This window comes from Pseudomonas sp. OTU750018 (assembly GCF_011636575.1).
Lineage (GTDB): Bacteria > Pseudomonadota > Gammaproteobacteria > Pseudomonadales > Pseudomonadaceae > Aquipseudomonas > Aquipseudomonas peli.
Genome location: NZ_JAAPAU010000002.1, coordinates 277,374 through 303,973 on the forward strand (window position 1 = coordinate 277,374; position 26,600 = coordinate 303,973).

Annotated in this window: 25 protein-coding genes, 4 tRNA genes and 1 pseudogene; 12 read left to right on the plus strand and 18 right to left on the minus strand. The window is 56.1% G+C overall.

Translation table 11 applies throughout. From position 1 onward, the window contains the following. Positions 1 to 33: 33 nt before the first annotated feature. From HCI85_RS10100 to HCI85_RS10110, 3 genes and pseudogenes are all read left to right on the plus strand, one after another. The gene (locus HCI85_RS10100) at positions 34 to 1,710 is read left to right on the plus strand and encodes an AAA family ATPase (protein WP_167144614.1); all 1,677 of its coding nucleotides are present in this window, start codon (positions 34 to 36) and stop codon (positions 1,708 to 1,710) included. Then, positions 1,707 to 2,777: a hypothetical protein gene (locus tag HCI85_RS10105; RefSeq protein WP_167144615.1), complete on the plus strand. Its 1,071-nt coding sequence runs from the start codon at positions 1,707 to 1,709 to the stop codon at positions 2,775 to 2,777. The genes HCI85_RS10100 and HCI85_RS10105 overlap by 4 nt, the downstream gene beginning before the upstream one ends. Before the next feature lie 794 nt (positions 2,778 to 3,571). After that, a pseudogene (locus HCI85_RS10110) lies at positions 3,572 to 4,927 on the plus strand (cation:proton antiporter). 23 nt (positions 4,928 to 4,950) lie between these two features. Here the strand turns inward: HCI85_RS10110 and HCI85_RS10115 are convergent. Both HCI85_RS10115 and gorA read right to left on the minus strand, forming a co-directional pair. After that, positions 4,951 to 5,574, minus strand: a complete 624-nt coding sequence (locus tag HCI85_RS10115; RefSeq protein WP_090253798.1) for a trimeric intracellular cation channel family protein — start codon at positions 5,572 to 5,574, stop codon at positions 4,951 to 4,953. Positions 5,575 to 5,581: 7 nt separating this feature from the next. Next, positions 5,582 to 6,940, minus strand: a complete 1,359-nt coding sequence (gorA, locus tag HCI85_RS10120) for a glutathione-disulfide reductase (RefSeq protein WP_167144616.1) — start codon at positions 6,938 to 6,940, stop codon at positions 5,582 to 5,584. 82 nt (positions 6,941 to 7,022) lie between these two features. Between gorA and HCI85_RS10125 the strand changes: the two genes are divergently transcribed. Further along, positions 7,023 to 7,445 (plus strand): VOC family protein, encoded by a 423-nt coding sequence (locus HCI85_RS10125; RefSeq protein WP_167144617.1) that lies wholly within the window; start codon positions 7,023 to 7,025, stop codon positions 7,443 to 7,445. A 51-nt stretch (positions 7,446 to 7,496) separates the two neighbouring features. On the opposite strand, the gene galU is transcribed toward HCI85_RS10125, so the two are convergent. The 9 genes from galU to HCI85_RS10170 form a co-directional block, all read right to left on the minus strand. Beyond that, positions 7,497 to 8,336, minus strand: coding sequence for a UTP--glucose-1-phosphate uridylyltransferase GalU (galU, locus tag HCI85_RS10130; RefSeq protein WP_160086925.1), 840 nt, complete (start codon positions 8,334 to 8,336; stop codon positions 7,497 to 7,499). 44 nt (positions 8,337 to 8,380) lie between these two features. After that, complete coding sequence (locus HCI85_RS10135; RefSeq protein WP_160086927.1) at positions 8,381 to 9,742, minus strand: UDP-glucose dehydrogenase family protein; 1,362 nt, start codon at positions 9,740 to 9,742, stop codon at positions 8,381 to 8,383. Positions 9,743 to 9,930: 188 nt separating this feature from the next. Beyond that, positions 9,931 to 10,017, minus strand: a tRNA-Leu gene (locus HCI85_RS10140). Positions 10,018 to 10,129: 112 nt separating this feature from the next. Then, positions 10,130 to 10,203: transfer RNA gene (locus HCI85_RS10145), tRNA-Cys, on the minus strand. A 39-nt stretch (positions 10,204 to 10,242) separates the two neighbouring features. Continuing rightward, a tRNA-Gly gene (locus tag HCI85_RS10150) sits at positions 10,243 to 10,318 on the minus strand. A gap of 67 nt (positions 10,319 to 10,385) precedes the next feature. Then, positions 10,386 to 10,946 (minus strand): CDP-diacylglycerol--glycerol-3-phosphate 3-phosphatidyltransferase, encoded by a 561-nt coding sequence (pgsA, locus tag HCI85_RS10155; protein ID WP_160086929.1) that lies wholly within the window; start codon positions 10,944 to 10,946, stop codon positions 10,386 to 10,388. Positions 10,947 to 10,979: 33 nt separating this feature from the next. Continuing rightward, positions 10,980 to 12,821, minus strand: coding sequence for an excinuclease ABC subunit UvrC (uvrC, locus tag HCI85_RS10160; protein ID WP_167144618.1), 1,842 nt, complete (start codon positions 12,819 to 12,821; stop codon positions 10,980 to 10,982). Next, positions 12,808 to 13,452 (minus strand): response regulator transcription factor GacA, encoded by a 645-nt coding sequence (gacA, locus tag HCI85_RS10165; RefSeq protein WP_160086933.1) that lies wholly within the window; start codon positions 13,450 to 13,452, stop codon positions 12,808 to 12,810. Before gacA ends, uvrC begins: the two co-directional genes overlap by 14 nt. A 138-nt stretch (positions 13,453 to 13,590) precedes the next feature. Then, positions 13,591 to 13,680: transfer RNA gene (locus HCI85_RS10170), tRNA-Ser, on the minus strand. 132 nt (positions 13,681 to 13,812) lie between these two features. Here HCI85_RS10170 and HCI85_RS10175 point away from each other — a divergent pair. The 6 genes from HCI85_RS10175 (at position 13,813) to HCI85_RS10200 (ending at position 17,030) form a co-directional block, all read left to right on the plus strand. After that, a complete protein-coding gene (locus tag HCI85_RS10175) occupies positions 13,813 to 14,481 on the plus strand; it encodes a Bax inhibitor-1/YccA family protein (protein ID WP_167144619.1) in 669 nt (222 codons plus the stop codon). Between the two features lie 181 nt (positions 14,482 to 14,662). Continuing rightward, the gene (tusD, locus tag HCI85_RS10180; RefSeq protein WP_167144620.1) at positions 14,663 to 15,055 is read left to right on the plus strand and encodes a sulfurtransferase complex subunit TusD; all 393 of its coding nucleotides are present in this window, start codon (positions 14,663 to 14,665) and stop codon (positions 15,053 to 15,055) included. Position 15,056: 1 nt separating this feature from the next. Next, positions 15,057 to 15,416, plus strand: coding sequence for a sulfurtransferase complex subunit TusC (tusC, locus tag HCI85_RS10185; protein ID WP_167144621.1), 360 nt, complete (start codon positions 15,057 to 15,059; stop codon positions 15,414 to 15,416). Next, positions 15,416 to 15,715 (plus strand): sulfurtransferase complex subunit TusB, encoded by a 300-nt coding sequence (gene tusB, locus HCI85_RS10190; RefSeq protein ID WP_167144622.1) that lies wholly within the window; start codon positions 15,416 to 15,418, stop codon positions 15,713 to 15,715. The genes tusC and tusB overlap by 1 nt, the downstream gene beginning before the upstream one ends. After that, positions 15,712 to 16,047, plus strand: coding sequence for a TusE/DsrC/DsvC family sulfur relay protein (locus HCI85_RS10195; RefSeq protein ID WP_167144623.1), 336 nt, complete (start codon positions 15,712 to 15,714; stop codon positions 16,045 to 16,047). The genes tusB and HCI85_RS10195 overlap by 4 nt, the downstream gene beginning before the upstream one ends. Then, a complete protein-coding gene (locus HCI85_RS10200) occupies positions 16,044 to 17,030 on the plus strand; it encodes a glycosyl transferase family protein (RefSeq protein ID WP_167144624.1) in 987 nt (328 codons plus the stop codon). Before HCI85_RS10195 ends, HCI85_RS10200 begins: the two co-directional genes overlap by 4 nt. Here the strand turns inward: HCI85_RS10200 and cysG are convergent. The 7 genes from cysG to HCI85_RS10235 form a co-directional block, all read right to left on the minus strand. After that, a complete protein-coding gene (cysG, locus tag HCI85_RS10205) occupies positions 17,015 to 18,409 on the minus strand; it encodes a siroheme synthase CysG (RefSeq protein WP_167144625.1) in 1,395 nt (464 codons plus the stop codon). The genes HCI85_RS10200 and cysG overlap by 16 nt on opposite strands. A gap of 73 nt (positions 18,410 to 18,482) precedes the next feature. After that, on the minus strand, positions 18,483 to 19,763 hold the full coding sequence (gene serS / locus HCI85_RS10210; RefSeq protein WP_167144626.1) for a serine--tRNA ligase: 1,281 nt from the start codon (positions 19,761 to 19,763) through the stop codon (positions 18,483 to 18,485). A 105-nt stretch (positions 19,764 to 19,868) separates the two neighbouring features. Further along, entirely contained in the window at positions 19,869 to 20,249 is a 381-nt protein-coding gene (gene crcB / locus HCI85_RS10215; protein ID WP_167144627.1) for a fluoride efflux transporter CrcB, read from the minus strand. Next, complete coding sequence (locus HCI85_RS10220; RefSeq protein WP_167144628.1) at positions 20,246 to 21,571, minus strand: replication-associated recombination protein A; 1,326 nt, start codon at positions 21,569 to 21,571, stop codon at positions 20,246 to 20,248. Before HCI85_RS10220 ends, crcB begins: the two co-directional genes overlap by 4 nt. A gap of 33 nt (positions 21,572 to 21,604) precedes the next feature. Continuing rightward, positions 21,605 to 22,231 (minus strand): outer membrane lipoprotein chaperone LolA, encoded by a 627-nt coding sequence (gene lolA, locus HCI85_RS10225; RefSeq protein ID WP_167144629.1) that lies wholly within the window; start codon positions 22,229 to 22,231, stop codon positions 21,605 to 21,607. Positions 22,232 to 22,259: 28 nt separating this feature from the next. Then, entirely contained in the window at positions 22,260 to 24,662 is a 2,403-nt protein-coding gene (gene ftsK, locus HCI85_RS10230; protein WP_167144630.1) for a DNA translocase FtsK, read from the minus strand. Next, a complete protein-coding gene (locus tag HCI85_RS10235; protein ID WP_167144631.1) occupies positions 24,649 to 24,924 on the minus strand; it encodes a hypothetical protein in 276 nt (91 codons plus the stop codon). Before HCI85_RS10235 ends, ftsK begins: the two co-directional genes overlap by 14 nt. Between HCI85_RS10235 and trxB the strand changes: the two genes are divergently transcribed. Both trxB and aat read left to right on the plus strand, forming a co-directional pair. After that, the gene (trxB, locus tag HCI85_RS10240; RefSeq protein WP_160086959.1) at positions 24,893 to 25,843 is read left to right on the plus strand and encodes a thioredoxin-disulfide reductase; all 951 of its coding nucleotides are present in this window, start codon (positions 24,893 to 24,895) and stop codon (positions 25,841 to 25,843) included. The two genes, HCI85_RS10235 and trxB, sit on opposite strands and share 32 nt — an antisense overlap. A 60-nt stretch (positions 25,844 to 25,903) precedes the next feature. Further along, positions 25,904 to 26,584, plus strand: a complete 681-nt coding sequence (gene aat, locus HCI85_RS10245; protein WP_167144632.1) for a leucyl/phenylalanyl-tRNA--protein transferase — start codon at positions 25,904 to 25,906, stop codon at positions 26,582 to 26,584. Positions 26,585 to 26,600: the final 16 nt, after the last annotated feature.

The window sequence follows — 26,600 nt, forward strand, 5'->3', positions numbered from 1 at the left end:
CTCCAAGCGCGGCATTGCGCCATGTATCTTTTCATGCGCACAGCTTCAAGTTATACAGATCAAAGGGGCGATCTAATGCAGCTTTGTTTTATATGGGTGAGAAAATTCAAGAATTTAGAAGACTTTGGCATCAGTCTTTCTAACGAATTCGACTTCAAATTTCATAGTTCAGAAAACTTCCTCCAGCGTGTAGAGAAAAGCCCGATACCTAATTTGTTCGGGGATACCATAACAAGCATCACTGGAGTGCTTGGCATAAACGGCGCAGGCAAAACAAATACCCTAGAATTGATATGTCGCGTTCTGAATGGTAGCGAAAAGCTGAAGCATGAATACTTAATGATCTTCAGCGTTGACGGAGCTTTATTTCAGACTACTAATTTGCAACGCCCCATTTCTACAAACTTCGAAATCAGCAGCCCAGTAGATCGAGATAGAATTGAGGGGATGTACACAGTATTCTTCTCCAACGTTTTCGACAAAAACTATATAGATTTCGGCAATGGGGTTGCCGACGTCTCGGTAAACAATAAAAACAATCCTAGAACTTTCGCTAGACTACGAGACTCAATAGAATCTGACTTTATCAATGATGTTGAGTTTTTTGATTCAAGAGAATTTAGAAAGCTTGAACTGCAAGCACCGCCGAGGATTGAAATAAAAATTGACAGATTTATTACTCGACACGACCAAACATCCAAGCAGGAGTCCGTAGTTCCGATACTGAACTATCTAGCGGAAACCCGAAAGAAGAACAGGGATAGAGGAAAGCTTTATTTGGTAAGGCAAACCATTCAAATGGGCTTCTTAAAGGTGTTGCTTGAGAGGGACGTTCCAGATGAGCGACTCATCACTCACATGCTAAGCATCTTAGATAAAAATCCGCATCAAGAGCTCGAAGAGTTTATCGGAGAGCTGCGAGAATGCTATTCCTCGGACAACGATTTGATTCCATGGAACTCTAATTTTTTATTGTTCGAAACGCTGACCGTCCTATTCAAGCTAGAAAGTTTTCTAGAGGAAATGAAATTCGACATTGATGACACTCTAAAAGGGCAAAAACTTATATTTTCAATTGACTTTGAACCGAGCGAGGCATTCTGGTACAAAAACCTAGCATGCATAGTTCAAGCTCTTAGGTTTGGATCAATTAATTGGTCAGGAGTGAGCTCTGGACAGAAAGCATATCTAAATCTATTTAGCTCGATATGGAATGGCGTGAATAGCTATAGATACAGCACCAATAGAAAGCGCTCAACCTTGATATGCATTGATGAGGGCGATCTCTACCTCCATCCAGAATGGCAGTTGGAGTTTGTAGAAAGACTTATAAAGTGTTTGCCTGAGCTTTCCGAAGGCAAAGTCCAGATAGTTTTCACGACGCACTCCCCTATCCTCATTAGCGACCTGCCTCACCAATGCGTGGTCATTTTGAACCATGAAAAAGAGAGTTACATCGGGGGGATAAATCAGATCGCAGAAAGGCAAAAAACATTTGCTGCTAACATTTACGATATCTATCAATATTCATTTGGGCTGAACCACAAAAGAAGCGGAAATCTGTCCTCTGGATACTTGAGAGAAATATTTAAACTTCTCGACAAAGCGACCTTGAGTCAGCAGGATACCGAGACGCTTAGGCTTGCAATTTCTGTGGTTGATGATGACGTCATTAACTTCCATATCCGCAAGCGGGTCGAAGTACAATGATCAGCATCCATGACCACTTATCTACCCAATATGCCGATGTCACCAAGTTTCTCGCTGGCATTGTCGAGGAAATGTGGGCTGATCTGAATCCTGTCAATAGATTCAAGCAACCTATCAAGCACGCTCTTACCTCAAAAGCCGGTAGGCTGAGAGCGATAGTATCAAGCCAGGAGCACTTCGATCAGGTTGGCGGCGATGCGCAGACAAGGCAATTGAAGTATGTGGAAAAGCTAGAGGACTCCACTTATCTCAAGCATATCATTACCGCCAAGCCCGACCAACTTAAGTCAATCATAGTGACAGCCCAAGAAATTCTACGTGAGGAAGATCTATTTGTAACAGTCAAAGGCAAAACCAAGTCGCAGCCATTTGGAGACCTCCTGCTAAAAAATGTATTCAATTATACGTCTTATCGCGGCAGTGATCATTGCTATAGGCGCTATCAAAATTTACTTTTTGAGCAGGCAACTTGTCCGTATTGCAATGACGAGCCAGCAAAGATAATAAAGGTCGCAAAATCCGCACCCAAAAGCAAAATTATGATGCTTTATGATATTGATCACTTTTACCCGAAGCACGCCTTTCCTTACTTGGCGCTATCATTTTACAATCACATTCCCTCTTGTAAAACATGTAATCAGACATTCAAGGAAGGCAAAATATTTGACATTGATACTCATATACACCCCTATCAACAGTGCTTTGATTCTATCTACAGGTTCGAATTAAACCACTCAGTACTTGTCAATAAGCCCATTGAGGAAGTCAAGCTCGTTAAGGTAGGTGCTTTTCCAGACCAGCTGGCCGGAATTCTAAGCTTGGAAGAACGCTACACTGGCAGTGCTAAGCTTGCCCGCACAGCTGACCTGATAGATATTCTAAGCAAGCGAACTCACTTGCTTGCTAATCCTGCATGTGCGCCTGATGAATTTAACGCACTACTAGATTTAATCAAGGCCTTTGGCGTGGTGAGAAATAAAGAAGAAATTCTAACCTTGCAATACGGGAAGTATAATAGAGACATCGTAAAAATGTTCGACGTAAATAACGCGTTGAGAATTAAATAGCATCGACGAACATTAAGGAATAGAGAAAAATCACCTGATGCAAGGTGAATGTGATCAATTCCTTTTCGGACGGATATCTGAGACGCCGCTGCAGTCCATTGAAGGTGACAGCAGCGGCAAAACCTCTGAATAAGTTCTACTAGCCCGTGCCTGCTGGCCTAAAGACCCGCTCTATCCCGCTGTCACTCGCAGCCGGCTCTTATTCGTTGAATAGACCGTATTGTAGTACTCAATTGCCAAAGTGCGCGTTATTGAAGCCGGCTGGTTGAAGGCAGACGAGATTGTCGTGCTCTGAAAATGGCACTGGCTTATATCCAATGAAGCTGATGATTGGCACGATGAAGTCGGCCGGATTCAGCGGGATACTAGGTATGCTAACTGTTGTAGCCTACGTCGTCCCAGATCACCGGATCTAGGGTCTGTCTTGACCGGTCTACGCTACGCGCATCAGAGGTCTGGAAAACGAGGCTGATGCGCGCGGTGAAACAAGGCCTATGAACGCCAAACGATGAACAATCGCTTTATTTTCTAAAGCATTGAGACAGCAGTTCCGGGCCTGTGAGCTTCTTATGAACATCTGACATAGCCTATAAGTTAAATAGAATACAGAGTGATACGCTACGAGTCCCTCAGGCGGCTGCCTGATCTGCTTGTTACTACGTCCGCCCGCTCATCAGGAATGATGAACTTTGCGCGGCCTTTCTGCTTCGAATCCAAACGACTCTGTTTAATCAGGAGTCGCTTTGTTTGTGGCTTCCCACATCCGCACACGCACATAACGTGGATAAGCGCCAATGAGCTTCAGTACGTGGATGCTGGTGATGGGCACCCTGTTATTGATTCTCGGACTGGCCTCAACCTTTGTGCGGCTTTTGCCGGTTACAACGTCAACGCTTTATCTGGCATTCGGCCTAGCGATAGGCCCGCTCGGCTTAGGTATCTGGCAGCAGGATTTATTGGATATTTCCACCTGGCTGGAACACCTGGCGGAAATCGCTGTGCTGATTTCGTTGTTTATCGGCGGGCTAAAACTGCGTCTGCCGTTTCGCGCCCCTGAATGGCAAGCCGCTTGGTTGCTCGCAGGTCCGGTGCTCCTCGGCACCATTCTCAGCGTGACGTTAATTGCCCACTATCTATTCGGTCTGAGCTGGGGGCTATCACTGTTAATAGCGGCGATTCTCTCGCCTACCGATCCGGTGCTGGCCAGCCTGGTGCAGGTCAGTCACGCTGGGGACGAGGATCGCGTGCGTTATGCCATCTCGGGTGAAGCTGGACTGAACGACGGCATTGCCTTTCCTTTTGTAATCGCCGCGTTATTAGTTCTTCAGTTTAGTGCCCAGGCGCCCTTAAGCCCTCTGCGTGAGGCGTTCGACTGGTTTTTGATCTATGTCGTGTGGGCCGTTCCCTTGAGCTTGTTACTGGGCTATGCGCTGGGACGTAACGTTGGCCGGCTGGTCATTCACCTACGTGCCCGCCAGACCGACACAACCATATCAGCCAATGATTTCCTCGCACTGGCCTTGATCGCCCTTTCCTATGTGGGTGCAGAAAGCATCGGAGGTTGGGGCTTTCTCGCGACTTTTGCCGCTGGGTTGGGCCTACGGCATGCCGAAGTGACTGCTAGCCAAGGGCATGAGCAGCCCGCAGAAAAGCGGACGAGCAATTCAATGACTCGTGAAGAAGGCCAGACGCACGGAGATATCGAGTTTGGCGAAGACAAGGATGAGCATCCCAAGGTGGCCGCTGGAGCCCTGATGATGGACATCTTGTCATTTGGCAGCTTGCTGGAGCGTATCCTGGAAGTGCTGATGGTGACCCTTCTCGGCGCCCTGCTCTATCAGCACTGGGACTGGCGCGCACTGCCTCTGGGATTGGCACTATTTTGCGTGGCGCGTCCGGGCATGGTGTTACTGCTGATCGGTGGTCGGCTAATGCCACCGTCGCATCGACTGTTGATTGGATGATTCGGCATTCGCGGCATTGGCAGCCTGTATTACCTGAGCTATTCGATCAATACGGAGCTGCCAGCAACAGTGGCGCAGATAGCCAGCGATCTGGTGCTGAGTGTGGTGGCCATGAGCATCGTATTGCACGGGCTAACCAGCCAGCCGTTGCTGGATTATTACGAACGCCTCAAGCGCCGAACATGAATGACGCTGTCTGAGCTGGGCAACTAATCGCGATCCAACAAGTGGAAGCTGGGCAACGCGACATGCCAGCGAATGGCAGCCAGACGAATCAGCAGCACCGTGAGCATGGCCACACCGGTATCCAGCCAATGTGGCGTATCGAGGGCGCGCATGCCGATAAACACCACTGCGCCGGCTATGCAGGCGGTGGCGTAGATTTCCTTCTGAAAGATCAGCGGGATCTCATTGCAGATCACATCGCGCATCACTCCGCCGGCGACACCGGTCATCACGCCCATGATTACAGCAGTGCTATGCGGCACGTTGTGCTGCATAGCGACCTCTGTGCCGATCACGGTAAACACTGCCAGCCCAAAAGCATCCGCCAGTAAGAGGCCTTTCTCGTGAATCGGCTGTGTCATGCGTACCCAGACGACCGTAGCCACGGCTGCCAGTGATGCGACAACGATATACAGGTCATTGCGAATCCAGCTGACTGGATGGTTGTCTAGAATCACATCACGCAGCGTACCGCCGCCCAGTGCAGTGACGATGGCAATCACCAGCACGCCGAACAGGTCCATGGACTTGCGCCCCGCCATCAGCGCGCCGGTAATGGCGAATACCGCCACGCCGAAAAGATCAGCCAGATAGAACAGTTGAGCCATGCTGACCTCAGGACGACACGGGGTTACGCATGGTGACGAACTCTTCGGCAGCCGTTGGGTGCACGCCAATGGTTTCATCAAACAATTGCTTGGTGGCTCCGGCCTTGAGTGCAACCGCCAGGCCCTGAACGATTTCGCCGGCGTCCGGCCCGACCATATGGCAGCCAAGCACTCGGTCTGTGGCAGTGTCCACCACCAGTTTCATCAAGGTGCGTTCCTGGCTTTCGGTCATGGTCAGTTTCATCGGTCGGAAGCGGCTTTCGAAAACCTGGACGCTGTAGCCCTCCTCCTTCGCCTGCTCTTCGCTAAGCCCGACCGTGCCTATATTGGGTAGGCTGAATACCGCCGTCGGGATCATCCGGTAGTCGACCTTGCGGTATTCCTCTGGCTTGAACAGGCGTCTTGCGACAGCCATGCCTTCGGCCAGCGCTACCGGAGTCAGCTGCACACGACCGATCACATCGCCGATGGCGAGAATCGAGGGTGTGCTGGTCTGGTATTGCTCGTCCACTTCGATAAAGCCGCGCTTATCCAGCTTCACATGAGTATTTTCCAGGCCCAGATTATCCAGCATGGGTCGGCGGCCGGTGGCGTAAAAGATACAGTCGGCTTCCAGCGCTCTACCGTCCTTGAGCGTGGCTAACAGGCTGCCGTCGGCTTGTTTATCGATACGGGCGATGTCGCTGTTGAACTGCAGATCGACACCGCGCTTGTTCAACTCATCCTGCAGGTGCAGACGCACGGCCTTATCGAAGCCACGCAGGAACAGATCGCCGCGATAGAGCAACGAGGTTTTTGCGCCAAGGCCGTTGAAGATCGAGGCAAACTCTACGGCGATATAACCACCGCCCACGACCAGTACCCGCTTGGGCAGTTGCTCAAGAAAGAAAGCTTCATTCGAGCCGATGGCATGTTCATGCCCCGGAACTTCCGGAATTTGCGGCCAGCCGCCGGTGGCAATCAGGATATGTTTGGCGCTGTAGCGTTTACCGCCCAGCTCGACAGTATGGTCATCGACAATCCGCGCGTGGCCTTCCAGCAAGGTCACGCCGCTGTTCACCAGCAGGTTGCGGTAGATGCCATTGAGTCGTTCGATTTCACGGTTCTTGTTGCTGATCAGGGTCGACCAGTCGAAGCGAGCCTCGCCCAGCGCCCAGCCAAACCCCTGAGCCTGTTCGAAGTCATCGGCGAAATGCGCTCCATAGACCAGCAGCTTTTTCGGTACACAGCCGACGTTGACGCAGGTGCCACCCAGGTAACGGCTTTCAGCAACCGCCACGCGTGCGCCATAGCCGGCGGCAAATCGCGCAGCCCGCACACCGCCAGAACCGGCACCAATCACAAACAGGTCAAAGTCGTAGGTCATTTCAGCCTCCAGAGCAGGCCACCAGCATACCCCAAGGCGTGCCAGGGCCTAAACTTGATGCATGCAGAACAGGAGAGCATTTATGCGCCCTACCCTTACTCATCTGGCCTTGCACGTGCCTGATCTCGATGCCTGTGTGAGCTTTTACGAGCAGTTCTGCGCGATGCAGGTGATTCACCAGCGCGCGGGCAAAGGATCACGAATTGTCTGGATGGCCGAACAGGGTAAGGAACACCGCTTTATTTTTGTGATCATGCCGGGCGGACAGGATCGCCAATTGGCTGTGGATGATTACAGCCACTTTGGCTTTGCCCTGGAAAGTCGAGAACAGGTCGATAGCATCGCAGCCCGAGCGCGAGTAGCAGGCTGTCTGGTCTGGGAGCCGCGTGATGAACCCTTTCCCGTGGGCTACTACTGCGGGCTGCGTGACCCCGTAGGCAACTATGTGGAGTTCAGCTACGGGCAGCCGCTAGGGCCTGGTGCTGAGCAGATACCCTTGCCCTGAATGCACACAGCCACCCGAAGGTGGCTGTGTATTATCGCGCCAGGCGCCTAATTAATAGGCCTTGCCGGTTTTGTAGAGGTTTTCGAAGCAGAAGTTGGTGGCGTCGATATAACCTTCAGCACCACCGCAATCAAAGCGTTTGCCTTTGAACTTGTAAGCCATCACGCAACCATTCTGCGCCTGCTTCATCAGCGCGTCGGTGATCTGAATTTCCCCGCCCTTACCTGGCTCGGTCTGTTCAATCAGATCGAAGATATCCGGGGTAAGAATGTAGCGACCGATGATCGCCAGATTCGACGGTGCATCTTCCGGCTTTGGTTTCTCGACCATGCTGTTAACCCGGTAGATATCGTCGCGAATCATCTCGCCGGAGATCACGCCATATTTGTGGGTTTCTTCTGGTGGTACTTCCTGGATAGCCACGATCGAGCAGCGGAATTGGTTATACAGCTTGACCATCTGGGTCAGTACCGCGTCACCGTCTAGGTTCAGGCACAAGTCATCGGCGAGAATCACTGCAAAAGGCTCGTCACCGATCAATGGACGGCCGCAGAGAATGGCATGGCCGAGGCCTTTCATTTCAACTTGGCGGGTATAGGAAAAGGTGCATTCGTCGATCAAACGACGGATACCAACCAGATATTTCTCTTTATCCGTATCGCGAATCTGGTGCTCAAGCTCGTAGCTGATGTCGAAGTGATCTTCCAGCGCGCGCTTACCGCGGCCAGTGATCATGGCTATTTCCGTCAACCCGGCTTCCAACGCCTCTTCAACGCCGTACTGGATGAGCGGCTTGTTCACGATCGGCAGCATTTCCTTGGGCATGGCCTTGGTGGCTGGCAGAAAGCGGGTACCGTAACCGGCTGCTGGGAACAAGCATTTCTTGATCATGGGAAACCTTGGGTAGATGGGGTGAAAATCGCGTGCGCAGTTTATCAGGCTGCGCTGGCCTTACAATGCCCCTGCGCGGGCCGGCCAATGCCTCGGTAAAGGAACCCCAGCTCAGCCAACTGCAGGGCGTCATAGATATTGCGTCCATCAAACAGCACGGGCATGCGCATCAAACCACGAATGCGGGCAAAATCGGGCTGGCGAAACTGCTTCCACTCGGTGACGAGTACCAGCGCATCAGCACCTTCAACAACGCTATACGGCGAGGTGCTCAAACGCAGTTGACCGCTACCAATCGCCTGGCCGTAGCGCTCTGCCAGAGCCGTTGTTGCGACCGGATCACAGGCCTGAACGCTGACGCCAGCTGCCAGTAAGGCGTCCAGCAGAATCAGACTGGGGGCTTCACGCAGATCATCAGTACCTGGTTTAAAAGCCAGCCCCCAAAGTGCCACCACCCGCCCTTGCCAATAACCGGAAAAATGCTCACGCAGGGCCTGGAACAGCAACGTCTTCTGTAGCGCGTTACGAGCTTCGACTGCGCGCAGGATGCCAGGTTCAATGCCTTCCTGCTCTGCGCAGCGAATCAGCGCCCGCACATCCTTGGGAAAGCACGAACCACCATAGCCGCAACCGGCGTAAATAAAGTGAGTGCCAATGCGTTTGTCGCTGCCAATGCCACGCCGCACATCCTCAATGTCGACATCCAGGCGCGAGCAGAGGCTGGCCATTTCGTTGATAAAGGAAATCTTGGTGGCCAAAAAGGCGTTGGCGGCATATTTGCTGAACTCTGCCGCCCGCAGCCCCATGCAGAGTAAACGCTCGTGATTGCGCAGAAACGGCGCGTACAGACGGCGTAACAGCGCATGGCCCTGCGGTTCATCACAGCCGACAATCACGCGATCCGGCCGCATAAAGTCGTCAATCGCCGAGCCTTCCTTGAGAAATTCCGGGTTACTTGCCAGCGTCACCGCAAAGCGTTTGCCGCGTTTGCTCAATCGATTGTTGATGCGCTGGGCAACACGCTCTGCCGTACCCACCGGCACCGTTGATTTATTCACCACCACGCAGTTCTGCTCAAGCAAATCGCCCAGCTCATCGGCAACGGCCAGGACATGGGACAAGTCTGCGGAGCCGTCCTCCCCGCTCGGCGTGCCTACCGCGATAAAGATGATCTCAGCCTTCGTAATGCCTTCATTGAGGTGCTGACTAAAACTCAGCTGACCGCTACTCAGGTGGGTCTGCAGCATGGCCTCCAGCCCAGGCTCGTAAATCGGCGACTGGCCATGGGCAAGCCGAGCCACACGTTGCACATCGCGCTCAACGCAGATCACCCTATTGCCCATTTCGGCAAAACAGGCTGCCGATACCAGCCCCACGTATCCTGCGCCAATCACACAAATCCGCATCGCCTGCACTCCTCACTGAGTTACCGCGATTGCAGCTAAAGCAGATGGCAGGCGTATGACATAAGTACGACACTCGGGTGACAGCACTTGATAAGCCGTGCGCTCAAATTTCAGGCACAAAAAAACCGGCTAGAAGGCCGGTTCTAGTGGATTTCAGGTTCATACAGGAACATCTGAAATCATGTACATGGTGCCCGAAGCCGGAATCGAACCGGCACGAGGTTACCCTCGAGGGATTTTAAGTCCCTTGCGTCTACCGATTTCGCCATTCGGGCGGTAGCGCTACGTTGTAAGGCTTGGACTATATACAGCCCTTCGATGCCTCGCAAGGTTTCAAACTAAAATGAAAAAGCCTCGTAAATCAGTGATCTACGAGGCTTTTCTAATTGGAGGCTGAGGTCGGAATCGAACCGGCGTTCACGGATTTGCAATCCGGTGCATAACCACTCTGCTACTCAGCCTTGAAACTAAACGGACCGTGTAAAACGGCCCGTTGAAAATGGAGCGGGAAACGAGACTCGAACTCGCGACCCCGACCTTGGCAAGGTCGTGCTCTACCAACTGAGCTATTCCCGCTTGTCGTGCTGACGGCCGCCATTCTATAGCTTCAGGACGGCCAGTCAACCCCTTGATTCAAAAAAGCTTATTTCTTTTCCGAGGTGATTCGCAGGTGTGGCCATGCAGCCAACAGGTACTGCGCCATCGACCACAGGGTGAGTACGGCAGCAATGATCAACAGGACGTAACCCAGTACAACCCAGGCAGTAAATGTTGGCGGATTGGCCAACAAAATCACCAAAGCGACCATCTGAGCGGCTGTTTTCCATTTGGCCAGCTTTGAAACCGCGACATGCGCTCTGGCGCCCAATTCGGCCATCCACTCACGCAGTGCAGACACAACAATTTCACGGCCGATGATGATTGATGCTGACAGGGTCAACCAGAGGTTGGCGTGTTCGGCCACCAGTAATACCAGGGCCACCGCCACCATGAGTTTGTCAGCAACGGGATCAAGAAATGCACCAAAAGGTGTGCTCTGCTCCCAGCGACGGGCCAAATAACCATCCAGCCAATCGGTTGCAGCCGCGACTGAAAACACTGCACTCGCCGCCCAATAGCTCCAACTGAAGGGAAGGTAAAACAGCAGAATAAACACCGGTATCAGCAATACGCGGAGCACAGTAAGCAGGTTGGGGATATTCATCGACACAACTTGGCGGTAAAGAGAATCGGCATTCTACTCACTGTGCAGGGCCGCATAAATCAACTCAGCGAGTTTTTTGCTGATTCCAGGTGCTTTGGCAATTTCTTCGATGCTGGCACGTGATAACTCTTGCAGCCCACCAAAATAATTAAGCAGCTCACGCCGGCGCTTAGGCCCTACGCCCGCGACGTCCTCAAGTGTTGAGGTGCGACGGGTTTTACCGCGACGGGCACGATGTCCGGTGATAGCAAAACGGTGTGATTCATCGCGGATCTGCTGTATCAGATGCAGCGCTGGTGAATTCCCCGGCAAGGTGAACTCATGTGCGGCGTCATTCAAGTAGAGGGTTTCCAAACCCGGTTTGCGCGTGGTGCCTTTGGCGACGCCGAGCAGAATCAGGTCTGGCACCGACAGCTCTTCGAGCACTTCACGGGCCATGGCCAGCTGCCCTTTGCCACCATCGACCAAGAGGATGTCCGGCAGCTTGCCTTCGCCATCCTTGATCTTGCTGAAGCGCCGAGTGAGCGCCTGGTGCATGGCGGCATAATCGTCACCCGGCGTCACGCCCTCAATGTTGTAGCGGCGGTAATCGGATTTCAGCGGCCCCTCGGGGCCGAATACCACACAAGAGGCCACGGTCGCCTCGCCGCTGGAATGACTGATGTCAAAGCACTCCAGGCGTTGCGGCACTTCATCCATATCCAGCGCTTCGGCCAGGGCGTCAAAGCGCGCGGCAACGTGCTGTCGATTGGCTAGGCGTGCTGCAAGGGCCTGCTCCGCATTGGTCACGGCCAACTGCTGCCAGCGCGCGCGGGTACCGCGAACGCGGTAGCTGATGCTCAGCTCGCGGCCACGCAGCTCATCGATGGCGGCGATCAATGTGGGGAAGTCTTCGTGCTGCGCATTGACGATAAGCTCGCTCGGCAGATCGCGTTCCTGACTGCTCAAGTAATACTGCGCGAGGAAGGCAAGCAGTACGTCACTGCCTTCCTCCTCAATCGCCACCTGCGGGAAAAAGTTTTTACTGCCGAGCACTCGACCACCACGCACGCTGATCAAATGCACGCATGCGCCGCCTGGGTTGACCATGGCAGCGACCACGTCCACATCACCGGTTCCGCCTTCCATGCTCTGCTGGTCTTGAACCCGGCGCAGCAGCGATATCTGGTCGCGTAATCCGGCAGCCCGCTCAAAATCGAGGGCCATGGCGGCAGCCTGCATGCCGCTGGACAGCTCATCGGTCAGAGCATTGCTGCGCCCCTCAAGAAACATCACCGAATGGCGGACGTCATCAGCATATTCAGCGGGCTCTACCAGGCCGACACAGGGGCCTTTGCAGCGTTTAATCTGGTACTGCAGACAGGGCCTTGTGCGATTTTTGTAGAAACTGTCCTCGCACTGGCGCACCAGAAAAGTTTTTTGCAGCAGGTTAAGGCTTTCGCGAATGGCCCCTGCGCTGGGATACGGGCCGAAGTACCTGCCTTTCTGCTTTTTCGCCCCGCGGTGAATGCTCAGACGCGGGAAGTCGCCGTCGGAAAGCAGCACATAGGGATAGGATTTATCGTCGCGCAGCAGAATGTTGTACGGCGGCCGCCATTCTTTGATCAGCGTCTGCTCAAGCAGCAGGGCTTCGGTTTCGTTGGCGGTGATGGTGGTTTCGATCTGAGCGATTCGGCCGACCAACGCGGCGGTCTTTGGCGCTAAGCCGCTCTGGCGGAAGTAGCTAGCCAGGCGCTTTTTCAGGTTTTTGGCTTTGCCGACATACAGCAGTTTAGCGTCCACATCGAACATGCGGTACACGCCAGGACGACCGCTGCAGGTGGAGAGGAATGCGCTGGAGTCGAAAGCGGCAGGACTGTTATCAGGTGTTGGCATCAATCATGCCGTGGCGTACGGCCAGCAGGGCCAGTTCGACATCACTGGTAATCGAGAGCTTTTCAAAGATGCGATAGCGGTAGGTATTCACGGTTTTCGGCGACAGGCAAAGCTTATCGGAAATGGCCTGAACCTTTTGGCAGCCTGCAATCATCAGGGCGATTTGAATTTCGCGCTCGGACAGTAAGTCGAACGGTGAGTTACTGCTCTGTGGCTGAAATGACTTGAGTGCCAGCTGTTGTGCAATCTGCGGACTGATATAGCGTTGCCCGCTGAATACCATGCGAATCGCCTGAACCATTTCTTCCAGCGCAGCGCCTTTAGTGAGATAGCCAGCGGCACCAGCTTGCAGGAGGCGCGTGGGGAAAGGGTCTTCCTCACATACGGTTACGGCAACAACTTTAAGATCAGGATGGCTGCGAATCAGCTTGCGGGTGGCTTCAAGACCGCCGATACCTGGCATTTTGATGTCCATCAGAACAACGTCAGGTTTCAGCTCGCGGGCTTTTTTCAGGGACTCTTCGCCTGATTCGGCTTGACCGACCACCTGTAAACCGTCGATATCGGCCAGCATACGAGTAATGCCGGTGCGTACCAGGTCGTGGTCATCAACAACGAGAACTCTGATCAAGCGTCACCCCGGTCGACATCAACTGCGTTGAGCAGTTGCTGGGTTGAAAGTCTGGTGCATGTAGGCCACCAGCTTGGCGCATAACCGTCAAAAGGCAAGCGCCAATAAGTGAGCGCTAAATGACGGCCAGAGAAAATATGGCGGAAGCGGTGAGATTCGAACTCACGGAAGAGTTTCCCCTTCGACGGTTTTCAAGACCGTTGCATTCAACCGCTCTGCCACGCTTCCGGCGTTTGCGGGCGGCAATCTTACCCGAACGCAACACGCTGTCAAACTCTGCGTGTTGGCTCTTTATTCGCCTCTGCTATGATCGGGCCTGACCTTGGTCACGGAACCATCAGCCATTTCAGGAGTGTCGCCATGAACGAACACAATTATGCACTTGACCATACGCAGGTTGAGCAGCAAGAAGTCAGCCGCGTCCTGCGCAACACCTATGGCCTGCTGGCCATCACCCTGGCCTTCAGCGGCTTGGTGGCGTACATCGCGCAGCGCGCCAATGTGCCTTACCCGAATATCTTTGTGGTGCTGATCGGCTTCTATGGCCTGTTCTTCCTCACCGCCAAACTACGTAATTCGGCTTGGGGCCTGGTTTCGACCCTCGCTCTGACCGGCTTTATGGGCTACACCCTCGGCCCAATCCTCAATCGCTACATGGGCATGGCCAACGGTGCTGAAGTTGCCAGCTCGGCCTTCGCCATGACGGCCCTGGTGTTCTGCGGCCTGTCGGCTTACGTACTGACCACCCGCAAGGACATGAGCTTCCTCAGTGGCTTCATCACTGCGGGTTTCTTTGTCCTGCTGGGCGCGATGGTTGCTGGCTTCTTCTTCGAGATTAGCGGTCTGCAACTGGCGATCAGCGCAGGTTTCGTGCTGTTCTCCTCGGCCTGCATCCTGTTCCAGACCAGCGCAATCATCCATGGCGGTGAGCGCAACTACATCATGGCGACCATCAGCCTGTATGTATCGATCTACAACCTGTTCGTCAGCCTGCTGCAGATTTTCGGCATCATGGGCAGCGACGACTGATTAAAGTTGCTGTGAAAAGCCCGCTCCGGCGGGCTTTTTTATGCTTGCCATCCATGGCTCGCCCCCTTCGGGCCGTCGCTAGCGACGTTAAAAATAACTCCCGGTCATTTTTTATGCCTGCCGCGCGCATCTTGGCAGTTCAGGCTTTATCATTCCGGCAAATTGGCTCGCCAGGTTTGCTATGAAGTTCGCCATCGCCCTGTTCTCCCCTCCCCATGCGCCCTCCTCGCGCCGTGCGCTGCGTTTTGCGCAGGCTGCATTGGCGGGCGGGCATGAGATCGTACGGCTGTTCTTTTATCAGGATGGCGTACACAGCGCCTCGAGCAATGTGGTTTGCGCGCAGGATGGGGTGGACCTACCCCGCGAATGGCGAGAATTTGTGAAAACGCAGCAGCTGGATGGCGTGGTGTGTATCGCCGCCGCCTTACGCCGTGGCGTGTTGAATGACGATGAAGCCCGGCGCTACTCGCGCACGGCTGCCAACCTGGATGCGCCCTGGGAGCTTTCTGGCCTGGGCCAGTTGCACGAAGCGGCGCAGCTGGCGGATCGACTGGTGTGCTTTGGAGGGCCTTGAAATGAGCAAGTCGCTGTTGATCATCAGCCGTCAAGCGCCCTGGTCCGGCCCCGGCGCACGGGAAGCGCTGGATATCGCGCTGGCCGGCGGCGCCTTCGATTTGCCGATTGGCATGCTATTTCTCGATGACGGGGTATTCCAGCTGAGTGGCGCGCAGCAACCGGCCACCCTGCAGCAGAAAGACCTCAGTGCCAACCTGCAGGCCTTGCCGATGTTCGGTGTGGAGGCGCTGTATGTCTTGCAGCGCAGCCTGGCCGAACGTGGCCTGCAGGATCAACCCAGCAGCCTCGCTGTCGAGCGCCTCGATGACTCATCAATAAGCGCCTTGATTGACCGTTACGACCAGGTGATTACGCTCTGATGGCTACCTTGCACGTACTTTCGCACTCGCCCTTTACCGATAGCCGCCTGAGCAGTTGCCTGCGCATTCTCGGCAGCCAGGATGCCCTGCTGCTCTGCGGTGATGCCGTATACGCCTTGCAGGACGGCAGCGCGCAGCGTCAGGCGCTTGAATTGATGCCTGAAAGCATTGCGCTGTATGCGTTGGATGAAGACGTGCAGGCTCGCGGCCTGCTGTGCCCTACCCGCCTCAAGCAGGTCGATTACCCCGGTTTCGTTGCGCTGAGCTGTCAATACGACAAGGTAAACACCTGGCTATGACGGCATTGAATGTTGAAGGTCGCAGCCTGGCGCTGGACAAAGACGGCTATCTGCTCGACCTGGCGGATTGGTCCGAAGCTACCGCGCACGCCCTGGCGCAACGTGAAGGCATCACCCTGAGTGCCGAACACTGGGAAATCCTTTGGCTGGTGCGCAGCTTTTACGACGAATTTCAGTTGTCCCCGGCCAACCGTCCGCTGATCAAATTTATAGCCGTGAAAATCGGCCCCGAGAAAGGCAATAGCCTGAACCTCAATCGCCTGTTCAATGGCGCTCCTGCCAAACTCGCCGCCAAGCTGGCGGGCCTGCCCAAACCGACCAATTGCCTATGAACCTTGTTACTCCGCCGGAACATCCTTTCGCTCAATTTGTACGCATTCTAGGTAAGGGCAAGCGTGGCGCACGTAACCTGACTCGCGAGGAAGCCCGAGACGCCATGGGCATGCTGCTTGATGGGAAAGTCGAAGACACCCAGTTGGGTGCCTTTTTGATGCTATTGCGGCACAAGGAAGAAAGCGCCGAGGAAATGGCCGGCTTTGCCGAAGCCGTGCGCGCGCGCCTGCAAGCGCCAGCGATTCAGGTTGATCTGGATTGGCCGAGCTATGCCGGGAAGAAGCGCCACCTGCCTTGGTTCCTGCTAGCCGCCAAAGCACTGGCAAATAGCGGTATTCGCATCCTGCTGCATGGCGGCGGCCCACACACAGCCGGGCGGATGTACAGCGAACAGCTGCTCGAAACCCTGCACATCCCGCTGTGCCGTAACTGGGATAGCGTCGAGCAGGCATTGGCACACCAGCACCTGGCGTTTATCCCGCTGGGCGACTGGATGCCGCAACTGCAACGCATGATCGACCTGCGCAATATCCTCGGCCTGCGCTCACCGATTCATTCCCTGGCGCGCATTCTCAACCCGCTGGGCGCGCGTTGCGGCCTGCAGAGCATCTTTCATCCGGGTTATCAGGCAGTACACCGTGAAGCCAGCCAGTTGCTTGGCGATAGCGCTGTGGTGATCAAGGGCGAAGGCGGCGAAATCGAGATCAACCCGGACGCCACCAGCCACCTATATGGCACGGCTAACAGCACCACCTGGGATGAAGAATGGCCGGCACTATCGCCGCAGCGCCATGTCAAACCCGAATCATTGCAGCCCGCTCACCTGGCCGCGTTCTGGCGTGGTGAAGTGGCCGATGATTACGGCCAGCTTGCCGTAATCAGCACCATGGCTCTGGCCCTGCGCGCCCTCGGCGAACCGCGTGAACAAGCCCTGGAGCGCGCCGCCCAGATGTGGGGGGCGCGCAATCAGACGCTCGCCTGAGCCCCTTCGAACCAGGCCAGTTTCTCCCGCAGCTGTACCACTTCGCCGACTATGACCAACGTCGGCGCATGCACCTCATGCTCCGCCACCAGCTCCGCCAGATTGGCCAGGGTGCCGGTAAACACCCGCTGGTTCTGCGTGGTGCCCTGCTGGATCAATGCTGCCGGGGTTGTCGCGGCGCGGCCATGGGCAATCAGCTGCTGACAGATGATCGGCAAACCCACCAGCCCCATATAAAACACAAGAGTTTGACTGCTGGCGGTGAGTTCATTCCAGGGTAAATCACTGCTGCCATCTTTCAGGTGACCGGTAACAAAACGCACCGACTGCGCATGGTCTCGGTGGGTCAGCGGAATCCCAGCATAAGCGGCGCAGCCAGAGGCTGCGGTAATGCCAGGAACAACCTGAAAGGGGATGCCGTGGGCGGCCAGCTCTTCAATTTCCTCTCCGCCGCGGCCAAAGATGAACGGATCTCCGCCTTTAAGACGTAGCACCCGCTTACCTTCTTTGGCCAGATTGACCAAGCGCTGGTTGATCTGCTCTTGCGGTACGGCATGCTCGGCACGCCGTTTGCCGACATAAATGCGCTCGGCATCACGGCGGCACAGTTCGATAATCGCAGGCGCCACCAAGCGGTCGTAAAGCACTACATCGGCTTGCTGCATCAGGCGCAAGGCGCGGAATGTCAGCAAATCAGGATCACCCGGCCCTGCGCCAACCAGATACACCTCGCCCAAGGTGCGCGGGGCAATGCCGGCAATTTTCTCTTCCAGCAGACGCTGACCTTCCTGCAGCTTACCGGCGAATACGCTTTCGGCCACCTGGCCCTGGAACACATCCTCCCAGAACACCCGGCGCTGCTGTACATCGGGGAAGAGCCCTTTGACCTGGGCACGAAAACGTTTGGCCAGACCAGCCAGCTGGCCATAGGTTGCGGGAATCCAGGTCTCGATCTTGGCGCGAATCAGCCGTGCCAATACAGGAGCATCGCCGCCACTGGTAATCGCCACAATCAAAGGTGAGCGATCAACAATGGCGGGGAAAATCACGCTGCACAGATTCGGCGCATCCACCACATTGACCGGAATGCCAAGGGCCTGCGCCTCAGCCGATATTTGCGCATTCAGCGGTTCGTCATCGGTGGCCGCAATAATCAGCGCCACACCGTGAAGATCCGTCGACTGGTAATCACGCAGCAGCACCTCGCCTTGCCGAGCGCTGGCCATCTCACGCAGCTCATCGCGAATCTCCGGCGCAACCACACGCAAGGTGGCACCTGCATCACTGAGCAAGCGCGCCTTGCGCACGGCAACTTCGCCGCCACCGACCACCAGTACCAGGCGATCCTGCAGTTTGTGGAACAGGGGCAGAAAATCCATGACGCACGCTCTCGATCTGATAAACAAAACGGGGCGGCACTGGCCGCCCCGTCGCAGGTAACTGAAATTCGGATTAACCGATGATTTCGATACCGCCCATATAGGGCTTCAGCACGTCCGGCACGCGGATGCTGCCATCGGCCTGCTGGTAGTTCTCCAGCACGGCGACCAGTGTGCGTCCTACCGCCAGGCCTGAGCCGTTGAGGGTGTGCACCAGCTCGGGTTTTCCGGTTTCTGGGTTGCGGTAGCGTGCTTGCATGCGACGCGCCTGGAAGTCGCCGCAGTTAGAGCACGAGGAAATCTCGCGGTACTTATCCTGGCTCGGCACCCAGACTTCCAGGTCATAGGTTTTCACCGCACCGAAGCCCATGTCACCGGTACACAGCGCCAATTTGCGGTATGGCAGCTCAAGCAGCTGCAGCACACGCTCAGCGTTGGCGGTCAGACTTTCCAGCGCTTCGAAAGATTTGCTCGGCTCGACGATCTGCACCATCTCAACCTTGTCGAACTGGTGCTGACGAATCATCCCGCGGGTATCACGACCCGATGCGCCTGCTTCGCTACGGAAGCACGGGGTGTGCGCAACCAGCTTGAGTGGCAGCTGCTTAGGGTCAAGGATCTCGCCAGCAACGATATTGGTCAGCGACACTTCAGCAGTCGGGATCAGGTAAAGATCGGCTTCGCCTTCGCGACTGATCTTGAACAGGTCTTCCTCGAACTTCGGCAGCTGGCCGGTGCCTTGCAACGCCGGCGCTTGCACCAAATACGGCGTGTAGGCTTCTTCATAGCCATGCTCGCCGGTGTGCAGGTTAATCATGAACTGTGCCAGGGCGCGGTGCATACGGGCGATGGGGCCCCGCAGCAAGGCAAAGCGCGCGCCAGAGAGCTTTGCGGCAGTCTCAAAGTCCAGCCAGCCGTGCTGCTCGCCGAGGGCAACGTGATCCTGAATCGGGAAGTCGAAGCTGCGCGGCGTGCCCCAGCGCGACACCTCAACGTTACCTTCTTCGTCTGCACCAACCGGCACCGACTCATGCGGCAGATTGGGGATATTCAGCAGCAGGTTGTCGAGCTCGGTCTGGATGCTGTCGAGGTCACGTTTACCCTGCTCCAGATCGCTGCCCATCTGGTCCACTTCCGCCAGCAGCGGCGCGATGTCTTCACCGCGCTGCTTGGCCTGGCCAATGGATTTAGAGCGACTGTTGCGCTCGGCCTGCAACTGCTCGGTGCGGGTCTGCAGTGTCTTGCGCTGGGCTTCTAACGCTTCAAAACGCGCAACATCGAGGACAAAGCCACGGGCAGCCAGGCGCTCGGCCACTTCATGGAGCTGGGTACGAACGAGTTTGGAATCAAGCATGTTCTGGTCTCAACACTTCACAAGGGTTTGCATGGCTTTGGCCATGCCGCGCAATGCCGCGCAGTTTAAGGCTTTAGCGGGGGGAAGTGCCAATCGACAACGCCGTTACTGACACAGTCGCGCCAAGCTAAGTCCCGCCCAGGTCGCTAGCAGGCTACCCAACACGCTGACTGCCGCATAGCCCAGGGCCAACGGTAGCTGACCGCTCTCCAGCAGCCGTAAGGTGTCGAGGGAAAAAGATGAAAAGGTGGTCAGGCCGCCAAGAAAGCCAACAATCAGCCCCGCGCGCAACTCCAGCGGCAGCTCAGGGCGCAACAGGAACAGGCCATATAGGTAGCCGATCAGTAGGCAACCGAGAATATTCACCGCCAGGGTCGCACCGTAGAAGTGCTGCGGCCAGTTTGCGCTGACCCAGTTGGCCGTGGCGAAGCGCAACAGCGTGCCGAACATACCGCCCAGGGCTACGGCAACCACTACACCGATCATGGTTTTCTCCGCTGCCGAGGGCTATTGCGGTCCTGGCTTTTCAAATGCTGCAGCTTGTCGCGAATCTTCAACTCCAGACCACGTGGCACTGGCTGGTAATACTCGCGCGGCTCGAAGGTTTCCGGAAAGTAATCCTCACCTGCCGCATAGGCATCGGGTTCATCGTGGGCGTAGCGGTATTCGTCGCCATACCCCAACTCTTTCATAAGTTTGGTCGGTGCATTACGCAGGTGCAGTGGGACTTCCTGCGAGCCATGCTCGGCAGCGTCACGCTTGGCGGCGTTGAAGGCGTTGTAGACCGCATTGCTTTTCGGCGCGCAGGCGAGGTAGACAATCGCCTGAGCCACTGCCAGCTCGCCCTCGGGACTGCCCAGGCGCTCTTGTACATCCCAGGCGTTTAGGCACAGGGTCAGCGCCCGTGGGTCGGCGTTGCCGATGTCTTCGCTGGCCATGCGCACCACGCGCCGGGCGATATACAGCGGATCACAGCCTCCATCGAGCATGCGCGCAAACCAATACAGAGCGCCGTCCGGGCTGGAGCCGCGTACGGATTTGTGCAGCGCGGATATCTGGTCGTAAAAGGCCTCGCCGCCCTTGTCGAAGCGCCGACGGGTATCGCCAAGCAGATTGAGCAGCAACTCACTGCTGATCTCGCTGCCGTCTTCGGCCAGATCCGCAGCGTTTTCCAGAAAATTGAGCAAGCGCCGGCCATCACCATCGGCGGCGGCTTGGAGAATCTGGAAGCTTTCTTCTGGAAGGCTAAGTTTGCGCTCGCCCAGGCCCTTTGGGTCGCTCAAGGCGCGATCGACCAGTTTGCGCAGCGCGCTTTCATCCAGGCTTTTCAGCACATACACGCGAGCCCGTGAGAGCAAGGCGTTGTTCAACTCGAATGACGGGTTTTCCGTGGTGGCGCCGATAAAGATCAGCGTGCCGTCTTCCACGTAAGGCAGGAAGGCATCCTGCTGCGACTTGTTGAAGCGGTGCACTTCATCGACAAACAGGATGGTCTGACGGCCATATTGCGCGGCATGCTGCTGCGCTACCTCCACGGCCTGGCGAATCTCCTTGACCCCGGAGAGCACCGCAGAAATCGTCTCAAAATGCGCATCGGAAACCTGCGCCAGCAGCCGCGCCAGGGTGGTCTTGCCGACGCCTGGCGGGCCCCAGAAGATCATCGAGTGCAGCGCGCCCTGCTCCAGCGCTTCACGCAAGGGTTTGCCACGGGCCAGCAAGTGCTCCTGACCGACGTACTCATCCAGGCTGGCTGCACGCAAACGGGCAGCCAGGGGTTGAGCAACGGGAGCCTTGCGAAACAGATCCATGACTGCGGTTTAACGCCTCTTGCTTTAAGCTTTCTACTCTTGAATCACGTCCGCGCCGGCCGGAATTTCGAAGGTGAACTGCGCATCGTCCTGAGGCTCATTCATTTTCACGTTGAGGAAAAGAATGTTGGTGCGCTGGCCGATGCTGTCGATCAGCTGCATATCGTTGAGCACCTTGTTGCGGAACGACAGACGCAGGCTGTCGAACAGAGTGTCCTTGGATTTTGGCTTGAGAATAAAATCGACCACGTTGCCACCCTCTTTGTGGCTGATCTCGAAGTTCTCACGGATCTTCGACACATCGCCGGACAGCAGCAGCGCCGGGGTGTGGGTCAGGCGCTGATCGAGGGTCTGAATGGTCACCTGTTGCAGATCCGGGTCATACAGCCAGACCTTCTCGCCGTTGGAAACCAGCAGCTGCTCCATCGGCGCATCGGTGTGCCAGCGGAACAGACCCGGACGTTTCAGCGCGAGCTGGCCAGCAGTTTCCTGCAGCTGGGTGCCGCTGCCGTCGAGGGTCAGCTGGGAAAAGCGTGCGTTGATGGTCTGCGCCTGGTTAAGCAGCTCGGTCAAACGCTGCACGGCAACTTCATCGTCGGCCATGGCGGCAACGCTGGTAAAACTCAGTACGGTCAGCAACAACATGCGAATCAGGCGCATGGGACTCCTTATCAGATCGGGCTAGGCGTTAATCGCGAACGGGGCTTGGTGCTATGACCTCGCGAGAGCCATTGGTGTTCATTGAGGTGACGACGCCGGCCATTTCCATGGCCTCGATCATCCGTGCGGCTCGGTTGTAGCCGATCTTCAGCTTGCGCTGCACCGCAGAAATAGAGGCGCGGCGACTTTCCAAAACGAAATTGACTGCTTCGTCGTAAAGCGGATCGGACTCGCTGCCTTCACTGCCTTCGCCGCTGCCACCCTCAAAGCCGCTACCGGACTCTTCAGCGCCGGCCAGGATGTCATCGATATAGTCAGGCGTGCCGCGCTGCTTCCAAGCCTCAACCACGCGGTGTACTTCCTCGTCGGAGACGAAAGCACCGTGTACGCGAATCGGCAAGCCGGTGCCCGGCGGCATATAGAGCATGTCACCGTGGCCCAGTAGCTGTTCGGCGCCGCCTTGGTCAAGGATGGTGCGCGAGTCGATCTTGCTCGATACCTGGAACGCCATACGGGTCGGGATGTTGGCCTTGATCAGACCGGTGATCACATCCACCGAGGGGCGCTGGGTCGCGAGAATCAGGTGAATCCCCGCGGCACGGGCTTTCTGCGCGATACGGGCGATCAGCTCTTCAACCTTCTTGCCGACGATCATCATCATGTCGGCGAACTCGTCGACCACCACCACGATGGTCGGCAGGGTTTTCAGCAGCGGCGCTTCGTCGTGCATGCTTTCGCGCTTGTACAACGGGTCGCTAAGCGGCTCGCCCGCCTCTTCGGCGTCTTTGACCTTGCGGTTAAAGCCGGCCAGGTTGCGCACGCCCATCTTCGACATCAGCTTGTAGCGACGCTCCATCTCGGCCACCGACCAGCGTAGGGCGTTGGCGGCTTCCTTCATGTCGGTCACCACCGGGCACAGCAGGTGCGGAATGCCTTCGTAGATCGACAGTTCGAGCATTTTTGGGTCGATCATGATCAAGCGCGCCTCTTCCGGCGTGGACTTGAACAGAATCGACAGGATCATTGCGTTAACCCCTACCGACTTACCAGAGCCGGTGGTACCGGCCACCAGCAGATGGGGCATCTTCGCCAGGTCGGTGATCACCGGTTTGCCGCCGATATCGTGACCCAAGGCCAGGGTAACGGGCGACTTGGCTTCGTCGTACTCGGGCGACGACAGCACTTCGGAGAAGCGCACGATCTGCCGGTCTTCGTTGGGAATTTCGATACCGACGGTGGTCTTGCCCGGAATTACTTCCACCACGCGTACGCTGATAATCGCCATCGAACGCGCCAGGTCCTTGGCCAGGCCAGAAATACGGCTGACCTTGACCCCAGCTGCGGGCTGAATCTCGAAACGGGTAATCACCGGGCCCGGATGAACCGACTCGACGATAACCTCGACGCCAAACTCCTTGAGCTTGATCTCAAGCAGGCGCGACATGGCTTCCAGGTATTCGGGTGAATATTTCTTCTGAACTTTCTCTGCCACATCGAGGATCGAAATCGGCGGCAGGCTGCCGGCCAGAGCGCTGTCCTCGAACAGGTTGACCTGCTTCTCTTTCAGCACGCGTTTGCTCGGCTCAGGTGCTTTCGGCGCGACTGGCGGCGTGATCACTGGAGCTGGACGGTTGACCCGCTCGCTCATGTGCTTGTTCAGCGACTCTTCGCGCTCAATCAGGCGTTCCTTGACCTTGGCCTGTTCGCGGCGATCCAGCACGATCGGCGCGGAGACTTCACTGACGCGCTCATCGACCTCACGTAGCTGCGCCACCAGTTGCTTTCGCTCAACTCGCGCACTCCACCAGCGGTTGGCCAGACTCTGGATCAGCTCGATCAGATCAAGGGTGATTTTGCCGGTCAGGTCCATCACCTTGAACCAGGACAGATCGGTAAACACCGTTAGACCGAACAGAAACAGCGCAATCAGCAGCAGCGTACTGCCTTGCACATTCAGCGCATTGATCGCCAGCGCTCCGAGGCTTTCACCCAGCGCTCCACCTGCGGATGCCGGCATGCTTGAGCTGGCGTGAAAATGGATATACGCCAGCGCGGCACCGGACAACACCAGAAAAACCAGGCCAATCAGCCGCCAGGAAAAAAGCCAGCCGCTCCACTGCCACGGCTGATGGCGGGCGCGGAACACCTGCAGGGTTTTTACTGCCAACAGCAGCGGGAATAGATAGGCGAAATAACCCAGCGCCATAAACAGAATGTCGGCAAACCATGCACCGGCGCGGCCGGCGGCGTTCTGTACCTGCTCAACATTGCTGGTGTGGGTCCAGCCCGGATCGGCCGCATCGTACGTCAGCAGAGCCATCCATAGATAAAGGCAAAGTGCGCCCAGGCCAATCAGCGCGCCTTCTTTGAGTCGATAAGGCAGCTGCTGACGCCAGAGAGGGGCTTGTGCGGTTGGGCTAGATTTCTTCAAAACGCATCTGTTCCTGCGCCAGAGGCGCCGAATAATTGGTTAATGGCAAAATATGCAGCGATTGTACGGGTTTAACCACACGATACCAGACCGAGCTGTATGCATGAACAGCTACGGCGGTTGACTCCCGCTCCTTGCCTGCTTCGGTGTAGCATATCCGCCAATATCTTCCGTGCGGCTCAATTGGAGCATGCATTCTCTTTTGTGACAAAGGCTTATGAGGTGTTTTTATGAGCGAAGTCAAGCATTCACGCTTGATCATCCTGGGCTCCGGCCCTGCTGGTTATAGCGCTGCCGTTTACGCTGCCCGCGCCAACCTCAAGCCTGTGATCATTACTGGCATTCAGCCCGGTGGTCAGCTGACAACTACTACCGAAGTGGACAACTGGCCTGGTGATGTTGAAGGCCTGACCGGCCCAGCGTTGATGGAGCGCATGCAAAAGCATGCCGAGCGCTTTGAAACCGAGATCGTCTACGACCACATCCACACTGCTGAGTTGCAATCGCGCCCTTTCACCTTGAAAGGCGACAGCGGTACCTACACCTGTGACGCACTGATTATCGCCACAGGGGCATCGGCTCAGTACCTGGGCCTGCCGTCCGAAGAGGCGTTTTCCGGCAAAGGCGTATCGGCGTGCGCCACCTGCGATGGCTTCTTCTACCGCAACCAGGTGGTCGCGGTGATTGGCGGCGGCAATACCGCGGTCGAAGAAGCGCTGTACCTGTCGAATATCGCCAAGGAAGTGCACCTGGTGCATCGCCGCGACAAGCTGCGGTCGGAGAAGATTCTTCAGGACAAGCTGTTCGAAAAAGCAGCCAACGGCAACGTGGTGCTGCACTGGAATCACGCTCTTGAAGAAGTGCTTGGTGATAACACAGGTGTTACCGGGGCGCGCCTGAAAGATACGCAGAGCGGCGTGAGCAAAGATCTGCCTCTAGCCGGCGTATTTATCGCCATCGGCCACAAGCCCAATACCGAGCTGTTCCACGGCCAGCTGGAGATGCGCGACGGCTATCTGCTGATCAAGGGTGGCAATGAAGGCAATGCCACTGCCACCAGCATTGAAGGTGTGTTTGCGGCGGGCGACGTGGCCGACCACGTTTACCGCCAGGCCATTACCTCCGCCGGTGCTGGCTGCATGGCCGCGTTGGATGTCGAGAAGTTCCTCGACGACAATTGATGCATTCAGGGCGGACGCACAGTCCGCCCTACCCTCCTCTGTCCAACTCCGGCCCTGCACATGCTGACGTGGCTGCAACGCGACTCACTGGATTTCCCGCATCTTAATAAAGCCCTGCGCGAGCCCAACGGGCTGTTGGCGGCGGGTGGCGATCTGCGCCCCGAGCGTTTGATCCAGGCTTATCGCCACGGTTGCTTCCCTTGGTTTCAGGATGGCCAGCCGATTCTCTGGTGGTCGCCCGACCCGCGCACCGTGTTGCTGCCTGACAAACTGCATGTCTCGCGCAGCCTCTCCAAGGTGCTGCGTCAGGGCCGTTATCGGGTGACCTTCGATCAGGCTTTCGCCAACGTTATCCGCGCTTGCGCCGCACCGCGCAGCTATGCGGCTGAAACTTGGATCACCAGCCCTATGCAGGACGCCTATCTGGAACTGCACAGGCGCGGTATAGCTCATTCAGTTGAGGTCTGGCGCGATAGCGAGCTGGTTGGCGGGCTCTATGGCCTGGCTATGGGCCAGCTGTTCTTTGGCGAGTCGATGTTCAGTAGCGCGGACAACGCCTCCAAAGTGGGCTTCGTTACTCTGGTTGAACACTTGAAGAACTGGGGTTTTGTGTTGATTGACTGCCAGATGCCAACCGAGCATCTGCTCAGCCTCGGCGCTCAGACGATTTCCCGTGCCGAGTTTGCCGGCTACCTGAGCGACCATCTTGATCAATCCAGCCAGGCCGACTGGGTCGCCTAGGCGAGTTTGCCAGCCT

Bases quoted from the DNA above. Each gene is read 5' to 3' on its own strand.
- aat (WP_167144632.1), top strand. From the start codon at position 25,904: ATGCTGACGTGGCTGCAACGCGACTCACTGGATTTCCCGCATCTTAAT.
- trxB (WP_160086959.1), top strand. From the start codon at position 24,893: ATGAGCGAAGTCAAGCATTCACGCTTGATCATCCTGGGCTCCGGCCCT.
- gorA (WP_167144616.1), bottom strand. From the start codon at position 6,940: ATGACCTACGACTTTGACCTGTTTGTGATTGGTGCCGGTTCTGGCGGT.
- HCI85_RS10220 (WP_167144628.1), bottom strand. From the start codon at position 21,571: ATGGATCTGTTTCGCAAGGCTCCCGTTGCTCAACCCCTGGCTGCCCGT.
- crcB (WP_167144627.1), bottom strand. From the start codon at position 20,249: ATGATCGGTGTAGTGGTTGCCGTAGCCCTGGGCGGTATGTTCGGCACG.
- tusC (WP_167144621.1), top strand. From the start codon at position 15,057: ATGAGCAAGTCGCTGTTGATCATCAGCCGTCAAGCGCCCTGGTCCGGC.
- uvrC (WP_167144618.1), bottom strand. From the start codon at position 12,821: ATGCCAACACCTGATAACAGTCCTGCCGCTTTCGACTCCAGCGCATTC.
- HCI85_RS10135 (WP_160086927.1), bottom strand. From the start codon at position 9,742: ATGCGGATTTGTGTGATTGGCGCAGGATACGTGGGGCTGGTATCGGCA.
- lolA (WP_167144629.1), bottom strand. From the start codon at position 22,231: ATGCGCCTGATTCGCATGTTGTTGCTGACCGTACTGAGTTTTACCAGC.
- HCI85_RS10100 (WP_167144614.1), top strand. From the start codon at position 34: ATGCGCACAGCTTCAAGTTATACAGATCAAAGGGGCGATCTAATGCAG.
- cysG (WP_167144625.1), bottom strand. From the start codon at position 18,409: ATGGATTTTCTGCCCCTGTTCCACAAACTGCAGGATCGCCTGGTACTG.
- tusB (WP_167144622.1), top strand. From the start codon at position 15,416: ATGGCTACCTTGCACGTACTTTCGCACTCGCCCTTTACCGATAGCCGC.
- serS (WP_167144626.1), bottom strand. From the start codon at position 19,763: ATGCTTGATTCCAAACTCGTTCGTACCCAGCTCCATGAAGTGGCCGAG.
- HCI85_RS10105 (WP_167144615.1), top strand. From the start codon at position 1,707: ATGATCAGCATCCATGACCACTTATCTACCCAATATGCCGATGTCACC.
- galU (WP_160086925.1), bottom strand. From the start codon at position 8,336: ATGATCAAGAAATGCTTGTTCCCAGCAGCCGGTTACGGTACCCGCTTT.
- HCI85_RS10235 (WP_167144631.1), bottom strand. From the start codon at position 24,924: ATGATCAAGCGTGAATGCTTGACTTCGCTCATAAAAACACCTCATAAG.
- pgsA (WP_160086929.1), bottom strand. From the start codon at position 10,946: ATGAATATCCCCAACCTGCTTACTGTGCTCCGCGTATTGCTGATACCG.
- HCI85_RS10175 (WP_167144619.1), top strand. From the start codon at position 13,813: ATGAACGAACACAATTATGCACTTGACCATACGCAGGTTGAGCAGCAA.
- HCI85_RS10125 (WP_167144617.1), top strand. From the start codon at position 7,023: ATGCGCCCTACCCTTACTCATCTGGCCTTGCACGTGCCTGATCTCGAT.
- HCI85_RS10115 (WP_090253798.1), bottom strand. From the start codon at position 5,574: ATGGCTCAACTGTTCTATCTGGCTGATCTTTTCGGCGTGGCGGTATTC.
- HCI85_RS10200 (WP_167144624.1), top strand. From the start codon at position 16,044: ATGAACCTTGTTACTCCGCCGGAACATCCTTTCGCTCAATTTGTACGC.
- tusD (WP_167144620.1), top strand. From the start codon at position 14,663: ATGAAGTTCGCCATCGCCCTGTTCTCCCCTCCCCATGCGCCCTCCTCG.
- HCI85_RS10195 (WP_167144623.1), top strand. From the start codon at position 15,712: ATGACGGCATTGAATGTTGAAGGTCGCAGCCTGGCGCTGGACAAAGAC.